The following is a 12,871-nucleotide window of genomic DNA, read 5'->3' as shown; positions in this document are numbered from 1 at the left end:
GTCAACTACCTCTCGACTCGTCCCGCTTGCACCCTGTTTAAGGCCTGCTGCATCAGCGCTACCAGACGTGGATCCGTGGCTTTGTTGATGGCAAAGTATAGCGAAGATTCGCTGAGGGTGTGTGTGGGGGTTAAAATATCTTTAGGATAACCTTCTGACTCCGCTATCCAGCCAGCCACATTCTGACTGTAAGCCCATAGGTCAACTCGCCCGCGGGTTAGCATATTGAGTGCGCTTCGGTTATCAATAGCGGATACGAGTAAGTGCTCAGGATAGCCAGCTTCCAACAGTGCCTGGGCACCGATATCTTCCCGAATGACCGCTACGGTCAGGCCGCGATCAATCGCTTGAGCCAAAGAATCAACCACAATCGGTGCGTCGCGGTGGGCTAGCAGTACGACCCGGTCTTGAGCAATCGGCCCCACCCAGTGGAAATTGACCTCTCTTGAGGGCGTACGCGTAGTGGAAAATAGCACCGTATTAGGTTGGCTGCGCGCCAGCTCATAGCCGCGAATCCAAGGGTAGTGACGGACGTCATTACGGCTTAATGGTGTTTCTGTCGCTGCAAAAATAGCCTCCAACAAATCAATCGATATCCCGGTTAATTGCTGATTATCGATATAGTTATAGGGCGGGTACTCTTCAGTAATAAAGGTTAATGCCGCCAAGGTGTCGGGCTCATCAGCCTGTCCGCTTGCGACGATTGCCAGCCAGAGGCATAGCGTGGCCATCAACCTGGTTAAGGGTTGTCGGTACACTGGCCGTAGAGATGGCTGGGCTAATCCCATCGCAGTTCTATCCGTATTACTGATCAATCAATCAAACTTAGAGCAACGCTGGTCGGCTGTCATCTCTAATCTGCCAACGCAAGCCGTGGCGCCTTGGCGGTTCTATCTGCTAGCCTTACGGCTTCCCCTGTGAGAGAAAACTAATGCTGCCTGCTAACACTGCTAAGGCGACGGATGGCTACGCATCGCGTCGAGAAATTTTCGGCTGGGCGATGTTTGATTTTGCCAACCAGGCCTACACGCTTTTGATTATTACCGTGGTATTTGGCGAGCTTTTCACCACACTCATTGTGGGGGATCGGGGCGATAATTTCCGGTTGGCCAACTTTTTGTGGAGCCTGGCCCTGGCGATTAGTTATCTAATGGTGGTGATTACCGCGCCGTTGTGCGGAGCGGTGATGGATTACCGGGCGGAGAAAAAACGCTTTCTGCTGATTAGTTATCTCGCCACCGTGGTCACTACGGGCATGCTCTACTTCGTTGAGCCGGGCTATGTCGTTATCGGTTTGTTATTGATCGTGCTGTCTAACTACGCGTACTCCATGGGGGAGTCGTTTATTGCTGCATTTTTACCTGAACTTGGGCCGCCGCAGTCGCTGGGCAAAATTTCTGGCTTTGGCTGGGCGCTCGGCTACATCGGTGGACTGTTTGCGGCAGGTTTTACCCTGGTGGTGCTAGGCGAGGCCAGCGCGGAAAACTTTGAGCGCATACGCTGGGTGGGGCCCTTTGCGGCCGGCTTTTTTCTGATTACCGCTATTCCTACGTTTTTATGGCTAAAAGAGCGTGGCACCCCTCAGCCCCGTGGCGTCTCTTATCGGCATATTGCCCTGAACCGCGTCACCACCACCCTTCACGAGCTGCGCTATTTTAAAGATCTGACGGTGTTTTTGATTTCACTGCTGTTCTCGATGGCTGGCGTCTACATCATCATCGCGTTCGCCTTTATTTATGGTGCTCAAGTGATCGGTTGGGATGAAAGCGTACGCAATATCATGTTTATTATTGTCCAAGTGACCGCTGCAGCGGGGGCTCTGGGGTTTGGCTGGATACAGGATCAGCTAGGTGCCAAGCGAACGTACCAAATGACCCTGGCGCTATGGGTGCTGGCGATTATTGCTATCTGGGCAACGCCGGAGATGACGCAGTGGGTAAACGGGCAGTTTGACCTGCAGTGGCAGGCACAGTACGTATTTTTGATAGTCGGCTGCCTGGCGGGGCTTAGCCTGGGTTCCAGCCAATCTGCCAGCAGGGCACTGGTGGGGCTATTTTCACCCTTGGAGAAATCAGCCGAGTTCTTCGGCTTCTGGGGGCTGGCGAATAAGTTGGCAGGGGTGTTGGGGATCGTCATGCTGGGGGTGTTGCAGACGCTGGTTGGTTTGCAAGCGTCTATTCTATTATGTGTTGCCCTGTTCGTTATCGCGATGCTGATTTGCGCCAGGGTCAACGAGCGCCGTGGTCGGGAGGCGGCGCTCGCCTGGGAAGCCAACAGCTATAGCAACACTAATAACGCTAACGAGGCATCCTTACCTCAGTGAGGTGGAGCATGGCAACGCACCTGGCAGGTCAAACAGCGCAACGCGGTGGTATCGTTATGATGCTGCTGTTTTGGGTGCTGTTAATGGCGGTGGGCACTTGGTGGATTCACGGTGGTCTCGAAGAGATGATGCGCCCGAACGCGAATATTGTGCATACGCTACCTGCAGGTGAGCCGGTTACCTTAAAACGTAACCGGGCAGGGCACTTTGAAGCGCCGGGACGCATCAACGGCACGCCGGTGACCTTTTTGCTCGATACTGGCGCCACCTATGTCGCCATACCGGTCGATTTGGCTAGCGAGTTAGGCCTAAAACCGGGACGCCGCGCTTGGTTCAATACCGCCAATGGTCGAGTTGAAGGTACTTTAACCGAACTCGATGAGGTTTCTCTGGGCGGTCTAAAAGTGCAGAATGTGCAGGGGTCTATCAGCCCCGGCATGGAGCGTGACACCGTTCTACTCGGCATGAGCTTTTTAAATTTATTGTCGATTGAAATACAGTCGGGTGAGATGGTGTTGAGCCTTCCCGAGCAGTGAGTTCGGCTTGTGAATGTGCCACTGATATGATTGTCTAAATTAATACGAGTGCCAACATGCTAAGGAGTTGCTATGGGCATTGAAGTAGGTGGTTTATTAGGGCTAATTTGGCTCATCATTGTGATCTGGGCCATTGTGAAAGTAGCCAAAAGCGGCGCGGGTGGTCTTGCTAAGCTGATATGGATCCTGGTGCTGCTGTTTTTCCCGTTAGTCGGCTTAATTGCATGGTTTCTGTTTGGGCCCAAAGGGTAGCCGCTGAAAAGCAAAGCTGTTGAAAAGCCCGCCTCGTGCAATTGCGTCAAAATGTGTAGTCGAAAAAAGTAGTTGTAAAAAAGTAGCTAAGTAAAAAAAGGCAGGCCACTGGTGGTCTGCCTTTTTAAGTATGCTTTAGCAATAGATATACTTAACCAAACATTACTCAATGGTGTCGTTTTCTTCCCCTGGCGGCGCCTTGTAATGCCCTGGGATTTTTAACTTCTCCCCATTGGGCAGGTCGCGCACTTGGGCTGGAACGTAAACACGCTTAATGACACTTTTCGTTTTGCTACTTCCCATGGCAGGTTCCTCCTGTCAAATTGTCGACAGTTCGCGCCTTAACAGTAGCTTCCGCAGGTGCGAGAATCAAGTATCGGGCCTTGTCTACCGATCAATGCGCATGATTGTAACGACAGAAGCGGGTGTTTTGATAGTTTTGAGTTATCCTGAGTGCCAATCATAGGGCGCCTGCGTTGGTATTGGGTGAGCGGGTGAAAAAATAAACAGCCTAAGCGGAGTGCATAAAGAGGATGGTAGATCATTTGGAACAGCAATTTCAGGCGCTTGAGTCGCAAGAGTCTGTAATGCCTGACTATCCTGATCAAGATCATGTCCTGATCATTGAGGATGACCAGCGTTTAGCCGAGCTGACCCGTGATTACTTGGAAGCGAACGGCTTCCAAGTAACGCTGGAAGCTGACGGTGCGAAAGGGGTCGACCGTATTTTAACCCTACAGCCCGATCTGGTGATTTTAGACTTAATGCTGCCGGGGGAGGACGGCCTGGCGATTTGTCGTCGTGTTAGACCCAATTTTGCCGGCCCGATCATGATGCTGACCGCTCGCACCGATGATCTTGATCAGGTCTTGGGGCTCGAAATGGGCGCCGACGACTACGTGCCGAAGCCGGTTCAACCGAGGGTGCTATTGGCGCGTATGCGCGCGCTGCTGCGCCGTGCCGACGGGCCGGCACCAGACGGCGAAATGCGGCTGCGTTTTGAAAACCTGGAGATCGATAACGCCACTCGTGAAGCCTGGCTTTCAGGCGAGCGAATTGACTTAACCAGCGCTGAGTTTGACCTACTTTGGTTACTGGGCCGTAACGCTGGCCGAGTACTCACCCGCGAAGAGATATTCAGCGACTTACGGGGCATTAAGTACGACGGCCAAGACCGCTCGATTGATGTACGCGTATCGCGCATTCGACCCAAAATTGGCGATGATCCGAATCAGCCTCACCGGATCAAAACCGTGCGCAGCAAAGGTTATCTTTTCGTCAAAGACAGTTGATCATTCAGAGGGATGGCATCATGCGGCGGGTGCTCAGTAACGGCTCGTTTTTACGCTTCTATTTGCTGTTGGGCATCGCGCTATTAGTGGTTTTTGTGATCGCCTTAGCGGGGCGCTCCTTTATCGAACAGGTGCGCCGTGAAGACTATCGAGAGCAGCTCGCCGCGCTGCCTATGTCGTTGATGACGCAACAGCTCGCCGACGCACCGGTTGAACAGCGAAATGCTCTGCTTGAGCGTTTTGCGGAACAGCTCGATTTACAGCTGACCCTGCAGCCTATCAGCGATGCGGATTTGGGATTTTTCGAACGGTCACGCCTGGAGCAGGGCAAAATACTGGTCGCTGAAAGCCCCTGGCTACTGCAACAGCGTTTGCCCGGCGACACCTGGCTGCTGCAAGCACGACTCGATGACTGGAGTGAGCACCAGTGGCATGGCAGCATTGAGTTGCTTGGTGGGTGGCTCGCGGCAGCGCCCGCGGCAGAGCGTGATGGCCGCATTGCCCAATTGCGTCCAGGGAGTTGGCCGTTGCAGCTTTTGCCTTCGTTGCCTGCGGGACTAACGGCGGCGCAGCAGGCTCAGCTGGCCAGGGGCAACGTCATCACCCAACTCGTTTCTGATAAGCTTTCAATTACGCTGCTCTATCAGTTGCCAGGCGAGTCACAATGGCTGCAAGCGGGGCCTATTTCCCGCGGCGACACCTTACCGCTGAATTTGCACTTACCCCTTTTGATGGGGCTGATGATCGTTCTCAGCCTGATTATTTATTTGATTATGCGCAGTATCGAAGCCCGCATGGCGCGGCTGGAGTTGGCTGCCACGCGGATTGCCAGTGGCCGCCTGGAAACCCGGGTAAAGGTAGAGAGCGGCGACTTTTTAGGCCGCTTGGGGATGGCTTTTAATGGCATGGCCAATCAGGTGCAGAGCCTGCTGCGCGGTCAACAGGAGATGATTCGGGCGGTTTCCCACGAGCTGCGCACCCCGGTCGCGCGTATTCGCTTTGCCGTGCAGATGGTCGAGGATATGACCGATCAACCCGCCATTCGCCGCCAGCTTCAGGGGATCGATGCGGACATTGCCGAGCTCGATGAGTTAGTTGATGAAATTCTCACCTATGCACGACTGGGTGGAGAAACGGTTAACGGCGCTGAGCTTGAAACGGCGCTGGTAGAGTGTCGGGCCATGGCGGAACGGGTGATTGATACGCTGTCGCCGCTGCATAGGGGCTTAGCGTTGGCGCTTGCGCCTGGTCCTGAAATCGAGCTGCTGGCGGAGCCGCGCTATCTTCAGCGTGCGGTGCAGAATTTAGTCGGCAACGCCTGCCGCCATGCTAAGTCCCAGGTGATGATTCACCTCTGGGATGAACCCAATCTGGTGCGTATTGACGTTGAAGACGACGGCCCCGGCATTCCGCCGGAAGCGCGGGCGGATATTTTCAAGCCGTTTGCCCGTCTGGACGACAGCCGTGCTCGCAGCTCTGGTGGCTACGGGTTAGGGCTTTCGATTGTGCAGAAAATCATGGCCGGGCACGGTGGTAGCGTGACCATCGATACCAGTCCCACTTTGGGCGGCGCGCGCTTTACGCTGCTGGTTCCGCGTCGCGATCCGCAGGCTTGACCCCGGATAGCACTGCAAAGGAGGTCTCCCGCGCCGTGCGTAAAAAATCCTGCATCCATGGCGCTTCGCGGGTCTCTTCGCGAATCGCCGCATACAGCGTGCTCCATACCCCATGCTCGCCTAGCTTCACCGCGCTAACGTAATCGCGCTCTAAATACTCGGTGAGTGCCCAGTTGGGTAGTGCACACACGCCACGCCCGCTGGCCACCAGCTGCATCATCATAATCGTCAATTCGGCGGTACGAATCTCCTGAGGACGCACGTTCGCCGGTTGCAAAAACTGGGTGAAAATATCCAATCGCGACTGCTCAACGGGGTAGGTAATCAACGTTTCCTCAGCCAGTGCCTGGGGCTCTATAAACCCCCGGCCAGCAAAAGGGTGCTGGCGGGCGACGGCCAGTAGCCCTTCATAGCGAAACAGCGGGGCGTAGTGAATGCCCTCAAGGGGCTGGGGGTCAGCGGTGATCACCAGATCCAGCTGCTCGCGGGCAAGCGCTGGAAGCGGGTCGAAGTGGTGACCGCTGGGAATGTCGATTTCCACTTCCGGCCAGTGATCGCGAAAATAGTCCACTGTGGGCATTAGCCACTGAAAGCAGCTGTGGCACTCAATGGCCATATGCAAACGCCCCTGCTCAGTGCCTGCCAAGCGCGCCAAATCACGCTCCGCCTTACGTACTTCAGGCAGTACCTGGTCGGCTAGGGCGAGCAGCCGCAGCCCCGCGCGGGTGAATTCCACCGGGCGGGTTTTACGCACAAAAAGCGCGCTGTCCACGCGGCTCTCAAGATCTTTAAGCTGGTGCGAAAGCGCCGATTGGGTCAAATGCACGCGATCGGCAGCATCGACCAGGGAGCCGGTTTCGCGCAGAGCCAGCAGCGTGCGTAGGTGTCGTAACTCAATCATGTAGTGGCTCAATCATCGTGAGTGTTCTTCATCTTTACTATTAGAAACTTTAGTTTGATTCACCAATGCGTGGTGCCCAGACTGTGTGAATTATTTCACGTTGGTAGGGTTCATCATGACAGTTTCTCATATTCTCGGCTATCCCCGCATCGGCGCTCAGCGCGAGCTAAAAAAAGCCACTGAAGCATACTGGAGAGGCGAGTGCACGCGTAGCGAGCTGGAAAGCACCGGCCGTGCGTTGCGCTTACGTCACTGGCAGGCGCAGCAGGACGTGGGTTTGGATTTCGTTAGCGTGGGCGATTTCGCATTTTACGACCAAGTGTTGAACGTTTCAGTGGCGCTGGGAGCGGTGCCTGCCCGCTTTAACGCCAATAATGAAGTGGCAGGTGGCGATATCGATCTCGACACCACCTTTCGTATGGCCCGCGGTAGAGCCCCCAGCGGTGAGCCCGCCGCAGCCTGTGAAATGACCAAATACTTCGATACCAACTACCACTACCTCGTCCCCGAACTGCACGAAGGGCAAACCTTTACTCTGGCATCCAACCGGCTGTTTGACGAAGTGGATGAAGCGTTACGTGCGGGTTTTACCCCGAAAGTAACGCTGACGGGGCCGCTGACTTGGCTATGGCTTGGCAAAACCAAGGGCGGTGATTTTGATCGCCTGACGCTGCTCGACAGCGTACTCGACGTGTATGGCGAAATATTAGCGCGGCTTGCCACCCAAGGCATTGAGTGGGTGCAACTGGATGAGCCTGCGCTGGTGCAGGATCTGCCGCTGGCATGGCAGCAGGCCTATGAGCGTGCCTATCATCGCCTTCAGTCTGCGCCGCTAAAACTATTGCTAGCCACTTACTTCGGCGGCTTGGGCGATAACCTATCATTGGCGACCCGTTTGCCCGTGGCAGGGTTGCACATTGATGCCGTGCGCGCCCCCCAGCAAGTCGAGGGTGTGATTGATCGCCTTGGCCCCCATCAGGTGCTATCGGTGGGGTTTGTCGATGGTCGCAATATCTGGCGGGCCGATTTGGCTGCCTTGCGAGAACGCCTGCTGCCGTTGAAAGTGCGCCTGGGGCAGCGGCTTTGGTTGGCACCCAGCTGCTCGCTGCTGCATGTGCCGGTGGATTTGGCCCAGGAGACGGAGCTTGGTGATGAGCTGATCAGCTGGCTGGCTTTCGCGCGGCAGAAACTTGACGAGGTGGTCACCTTGGCGCGCTTGATCGATAACCGCGCCACGCCTGCCGATGAGCAGCGACTGGATCAGGCCACACGGGCGCTGGATGCCCGGCGTGAATCAACGCGTATTCACCAAGCTGAGGTCAGTGAGCGTTTGGCGGCGGTTCGCCCCGCCGATAGCCAGCGCCGGGCGCCTTATGGTGTGCGTTCTGAGGCTCAGCGTCGCGCGCTTAAGCTGCCGCTATTCCCCACCACGACGATTGGTTCTTTCCCGCAAACCGATGCGATTCGTGCCGCCCGGCGCGCTTTTAAGGCTGGTGAGCTGGCGTTGGCCGACTACGAAGCCCGTATGCAGGTTGAAATTGCCTACGCCGTTGAACGCCAGCAGGCGCTGGGGATCGATGTGCCAGTGCATGGCGAAGCCGAACGTAACGATATGGTGGAGTACTTTGGCGAGCAGTTGGAAGGCTTTGCGTTTACCCGTTTTGGCTGGGTACAAAGTTACGGTTCACGCTGCGTGAAGCCGCCGGTGATCTTCGGTGACGTATCGCGCCCCGCCCCGATGACGGTGCGCTGGAGCGAGTACGCCCAAACTCTGACCGATAAGCCCATGAAGGGCATGTTGACAGGGCCGGTGACGATTCTACAGTGGTCGTTTGTGCGTGATGACCAGCCGCGGGAAACCACCTGCCGCCAGATTGCCTTGGCGCTGCGCGATGAGGTGTTGGATCTGGAAAAAGCCGGGATCAACATTATTCAAATCGATGAGCCAGCGCTACGCGAAGGGTTACCGCTGCGCCAAGATGAGTGGCAATCATACCTTGATTGGGCGGTAGAGAGCTTCCAGCTAAGCGCTGCAGGTGTGGCCAACACCACCCAGATTCATACCCATATGTGCTACTCGGAATTCAACGACATCATTGGCGCGATTGCAGCACTTGATGCCGATGTCATCACCATCGAAACGTCGCGTTCGGATATGCACCTGTTGGATGCCTTCCAGGACTTCGCTTATCCTAATGAAATCGGCCCAGGGGTTTACGATATCCACACCCCCAATATTCCCGAGGTGAGCTGGATGGTCGATTTGATGGAGAAAGCCCTGGAAAAAATCCCCGTCGAACGGCTGTGGGTGAACCCGGACTGCGGCTTAAAAACCCGTGGTTGGACGGAAGTAGAGCCAGCGCTGGCCAATATGGTGGAAGCGGCTAAGGTGTTACGTCAACGCTATGCGTAAACGGGTAGAGGGCAGAATCCCTCCCGCTGCCCTAAGCAGCGGGGGAGTGCTGACTTTTCGATGCCTAGCTTTTTGATGCATAGGCGTAGAGCAGGGTTTCCTGGGCACTAATGGCATCGCTGTCGCCCGGATTCTGGAGTAGGTAGTTGCCGTCGGTCTGGAGCAGCCAGCTCTGGCAGTTATCCACCAGGTAGGTCTCCAGGTCTTTGCGTACCCGGGTGGCGAGCTTCTTATCCAGCAGCGGGAAGCACGTCTCCACACGGTGGAACATATTGCGTGCCATAAAGTCCGCGCTTGAGCACCAGGTCTCCGACTTGCCATCATTGTGGAAGTGGAACACCCGAGTATGCTCCAGCAGACGACCAATAATCGAGCGCACGCGAATGTTGTCGGAAACGCCCGGTACTCCTGGCTTCAAACAGCACATACCGCGAATAATCAAATCGCACTCTACCCCCGCCTGTGAGGCCCGGTAGAGCGCTTTGATAAGCTTGGGCTCGGTTAACGAGTTGCACTTAATAATGATGTGCCCGCGCTTACCCTTACGCGCTATCTGCGCTTCCCGATCGATCATTGCCACCAACCGTTCATGCAGCGTGAATGGCGCGTGCAACAGCGTGTCGATTTTGCGTGCGCGGCCCATTCCAGACAACTGTTGGAACACTTTATGAACATCGGCACACAACGCTTTGTTGGCAGTCAGCAGGCTGTAGTCGGTATATAGCTTGGCGGTTTTAGAGTGATAGTTACCGGTGCCCAGGTGCGCGTAGTAGCAAAGTTCACCTTTTTCGCGACGAACGATGTGCAGCATTTTGGCGTGGGTTTTGTACGCCATAATGCCGTAGACAACGATTGCCCCCGCTTCTTGCAAGCGTGAAGCCAGCTGTAGGTTGTCGGCCTCATCAAAGCGCGCGCGCAGTTCAATGACCACAGTGACTTCTTTGCCTTGGCTGGCCGCTTCCACCAGTGCGTTAACAATGGCCGAGTCTGCGCCGGTACGGTAAAGGGTCTGCTTCACTGCCAGTACATTTGGATCCCGGGCGGCTTCGCGCAGCAGGTCTTCAATCGGCGTAAACGACTGGAAAGGGTGATGGAGTAGAATGTCGTTCTTGGCGATGGCTTCAAACAGGCTACCCGCTTTGAGCGCTTTGGGAATGCTGGGGGTGAACGGCCGATAGAGTAGTTCGGGGCGATCCACGTCCCCCAGTACCGACATCATACGGGTTAAATTAACCGGCCCTTTGACGCGATATAAGTCGTCACTTTCCAGTTCAAACTGGCGCAGCAAAAAGTTGGTCAAGTCATCAGGGCAACTGTCGGCGACTTCCAGGCGCACACCGCTGCCGTAGCGGCGTGCCAGCAGCTCACCGCGCAGCGCAGAGGCGAGATCCGAAACCTCCTCTGGGTCAACGCTCATATCCGCGTTGCGGGTCAGCCGGAATTGATAGCAGCCGCGTACGCTCATACCAGGAAACAGCTCCTCGGCATGGGCATGAATCATCGAAGAGAGGAAAACATATTCCGAGAATCCCTCCTCGCAGAGCTCCTTGGGCAGTGCCATCAGACGCGGTAGCGAGCGCGGCGCGGGAAGAATCGCCATCCCCCCGGCGCGACCAAACGCATCTTTGCCTTCCAACTCAACAATAAAATTGAGGCTTTTATTCACTAAACGCGGGAAAGGGTGCGAGGGGTCGAGGCCGATCGGACTAATGACCGGCATAATTTCATTATCGAAAAACGCCTTAACCCAGGCTTTCTGCTCATCAGTCCACTGATCGCGGCGACGAAAACGCAGCCCATGGATTTCCAGCGCGGGTAACAAGGTGTCGTTGAGTATCTGATACTGGCGATCAATTTGCGCGTGGGCAAGCTGCGAGATCTCCGCCAACACCGCTTTGGGCAGGCGGCCATCGGCGGCGGTGGTGTCGTCGCCCAGGGCAATTTGATGCTTCAAACCCGCCACTCGAATCTCGAAAAACTCATCCATGTTGGAGGAGAAGATCAGCAGGAACATTAGCCGATTGAGCAGTGGGTGGGCGTCATCTAAAGCCTGCTCCAAGACGCGGATATTGAACTGTAGATGCGACAGCTCGCGGTTGAAGTAGAGCTGGGTATCGTCGAGGTCGGTTTCAGGCTGTGCTTCACGTGCCTGGACGCCGGTTGGGGTACGGTTAATCCGTAGCGGCGTATCGCCGTCGCTGCTGGTGTGATCGGTAGACGACAGTGGTAAGGAATCTGAAGCTTGCTCGTCCATAGTGGATCTCCCCGCGTTGATAGCTCGAAGGTATCATAGCCTGATACTTGTATATCAGTGCAGTATGCGGGGAGAAGATGACAAAAAGGTGTCACCAGGTTGTCATCTTAGCGTTGCTGAAGTAACCGCGCTGCATCTAGGGCGAAGTAGGTCAGAATGCCATCTGCGCCTGCCCGTTTGAAACACATCAACGACTCCAGTATTACCGGCTCCGCTTCTAACCAGCCGTTGTCGAAGGCCGCGCGGTGCATGGCGTACTCGCCGCTGACTTGGTAGGCGAAGGTGGGTACCTGTAGTTCGCTTTTTACCCGCTGCACGATATCTAGGTAGGGCATGCCGGGCTTGACCATCACCATGTCGGCGCCCTCGGCGATATCCATGGCCACTTCGTGGAGCGCTTCATCGCTGTTAGCGGGATCCATTTGATAGGTGCGCTTGTCCGCTTTGCCCAAGTTAGCAGCCGAACCGACCGCATCGCGAAAAGGCCCGTAGTAGTGCGAGGCGTACTTGGCGCTGTAGGCCATAATACGCACATTATGTAAATGTTCCTGCTCCAACACCTGGCGAATCGCACCAATCCGGCCATCCATCATATCGGAAGGGGCGACCACATCGGCCCCCGCTTCGGCATGGGAGAGCGCCTGCTTGAGCAGGGTATCCACTGTGCGGTCATTCTGGACATAGCCGTGTTCGTCAAGAATGCCGTCTTGACCGTGGCTGGTATAAGGATCCAGCGCCACGTCCGTGATAATGCCTAATTCGGGTAGCGCTTCTTTAAGGGCACGCACGCTGCGCTGAACTAAACCGCTAGCGCTATAGGCCTCTTCAGCAAACTCACTCTTGTGCTCGGAGCCAACCACAGGAAAGAGTGCCAGTGCTGGAATGCCCAGTTCATACGCTTCGCGAGCTTGCTCGATCAGCAGATCAATAGACAGCCGTTCAACGCCGGGCATGGAGGCGACGGCTTCGCGCTGATTGATACCTTCCAACACAAAAACGGGCAGAATCAGGTCGGATGGACTCAGGCTGTTTTCCTGCATCAATCGGCGTGAGAAATCGTCGCGGCGCATACGGCGCATGCGCGTGGCGGGAAAGTGGCGGGCAGTGGGTGTACTCAAGAGGGCTCTCCATTAGAGGTCGTAAAAATCAGTGATCGTGAACATTAAGGATCGCAAATCAACATGCCCGAAGGCCTGGAATCAGTATATCAGCCATGCCCTGCGGCGAAAGCCGTCTTGTGGCGACACGGCAGACTGACTAAAGTGAGCGACAGCTTTGCTGTAT

General features: G+C 55.6%; 11 protein-coding genes. 6 read left to right on the top strand and 5 right to left on the bottom strand.

Annotated features, from left to right (window positions below):
- Window positions 1-5: 5 nt before the first annotated feature.
- Window positions 6-731 carry a substrate-binding periplasmic protein gene (locus HALTITAN_RS13610; RefSeq protein WP_223828111.1) on the bottom strand — a complete coding sequence of 242 codons (726 nt, stop codon included), beginning with the start codon at window positions 729-731 and terminating at the stop codon, window positions 6-8.
- 200 nt (window positions 732-931) lie between these two features.
- Here HALTITAN_RS13610 and HALTITAN_RS13605 point away from each other — a divergent pair, with 200 nt between their 5' ends.
- The 3 genes from HALTITAN_RS13605 to HALTITAN_RS13595 all read left to right on the top strand — a co-directional run bounded on the left by HALTITAN_RS13605 (window position 932) and on the right by HALTITAN_RS13595 (window position 3,111).
- On the top strand, window positions 932-2,323 hold the full coding sequence (locus HALTITAN_RS13605; RefSeq protein WP_009287449.1) for an MFS transporter: 1,392 nt from the start codon (window positions 932-934) through the stop codon (window positions 2,321-2,323).
- Between the two features lie 8 nt (window positions 2,324-2,331).
- Window positions 2,332-2,859, top strand: a complete 528-nt coding sequence (locus HALTITAN_RS13600; RefSeq protein WP_022522091.1) for a retropepsin-like aspartic protease family protein — start codon at window positions 2,332-2,334, stop codon at window positions 2,857-2,859.
- A gap of 72 nt (window positions 2,860-2,931) precedes the next feature.
- Entirely contained in the window at window positions 2,932-3,111 is a 180-nt protein-coding gene (locus HALTITAN_RS13595) for a PLDc N-terminal domain-containing protein (RefSeq protein WP_022522092.1), read from the top strand.
- A 162-nt stretch (window positions 3,112-3,273) separates the two neighbouring features.
- Here HALTITAN_RS13595 and HALTITAN_RS25755 read toward each other — a convergent pair whose 3' ends face one another.
- Window positions 3,274-3,414 carry a hypothetical protein gene (locus HALTITAN_RS25755; RefSeq protein ID WP_162836279.1) on the bottom strand — a complete coding sequence of 47 codons (141 nt, stop codon included), beginning with the start codon at window positions 3,412-3,414 and terminating at the stop codon, window positions 3,274-3,276.
- Between the two features lie 230 nt (window positions 3,415-3,644).
- Between HALTITAN_RS25755 and HALTITAN_RS13590 the strand changes: the two genes are divergently transcribed.
- Both HALTITAN_RS13590 and HALTITAN_RS13585 read left to right on the top strand, forming a co-directional pair.
- Window positions 3,645-4,403, top strand: a complete 759-nt coding sequence (locus tag HALTITAN_RS13590; RefSeq protein WP_007113866.1) for a winged helix-turn-helix domain-containing protein — start codon at window positions 3,645-3,647, stop codon at window positions 4,401-4,403.
- Between the two features lie 20 nt (window positions 4,404-4,423).
- Window positions 4,424-6,019 carry an ATP-binding protein gene (locus tag HALTITAN_RS13585; protein WP_039859445.1) on the top strand — a complete coding sequence of 532 codons (1,596 nt, stop codon included), beginning with the start codon at window positions 4,424-4,426 and terminating at the stop codon, window positions 6,017-6,019.
- Here HALTITAN_RS13585 and HALTITAN_RS13580 read toward each other — a convergent pair.
- Window positions 5,982-6,920 (bottom strand): LysR family transcriptional regulator, encoded by a 939-nt coding sequence (locus HALTITAN_RS13580; RefSeq protein WP_022522094.1) that lies wholly within the window; start codon window positions 6,918-6,920, stop codon window positions 5,982-5,984. The two genes, HALTITAN_RS13585 and HALTITAN_RS13580, sit on opposite strands and share 38 nt — an antisense overlap.
- A gap of 115 nt (window positions 6,921-7,035) precedes the next feature.
- On the opposite strand from HALTITAN_RS13580, the gene metE reads away from it, so the two are divergent.
- Window positions 7,036-9,333, top strand: a complete 2,298-nt coding sequence (gene metE / locus HALTITAN_RS13575) for a 5-methyltetrahydropteroyltriglutamate--homocysteine S-methyltransferase (RefSeq protein ID WP_039859443.1) — start codon at window positions 7,036-7,038, stop codon at window positions 9,331-9,333.
- Window positions 9,334-9,397: 64 nt separating this feature from the next.
- On the opposite strand, the gene ppk1 is transcribed toward metE, so the two are convergent.
- The gene (gene ppk1, locus HALTITAN_RS13570; RefSeq protein ID WP_009287446.1) at window positions 9,398-11,587 is read right to left on the bottom strand and encodes a polyphosphate kinase 1; all 2,190 of its coding nucleotides are present in this window, start codon (window positions 11,585-11,587) and stop codon (window positions 9,398-9,400) included.
- A gap of 107 nt (window positions 11,588-11,694) precedes the next feature.
- Window positions 11,695-12,705 carry a porphobilinogen synthase gene (gene hemB, locus HALTITAN_RS13565; protein ID WP_009287445.1) on the bottom strand — a complete coding sequence of 337 codons (1,011 nt, stop codon included), beginning with the start codon at window positions 12,703-12,705 and terminating at the stop codon, window positions 11,695-11,697.
- Window positions 12,706-12,871: the final 166 nt, after the last annotated feature.

Origin of the sequence: Vreelandella titanicae BH1, assembly GCF_000336575.1 — a bacterium.
Classification (GTDB): domain Bacteria; phylum Pseudomonadota; class Gammaproteobacteria; order Pseudomonadales; family Halomonadaceae; genus Vreelandella; species Vreelandella titanicae.
Note: the sequence above shows the minus strand (reverse complement) of the source record. Positions and strands in the feature narration are given on the sequence as shown.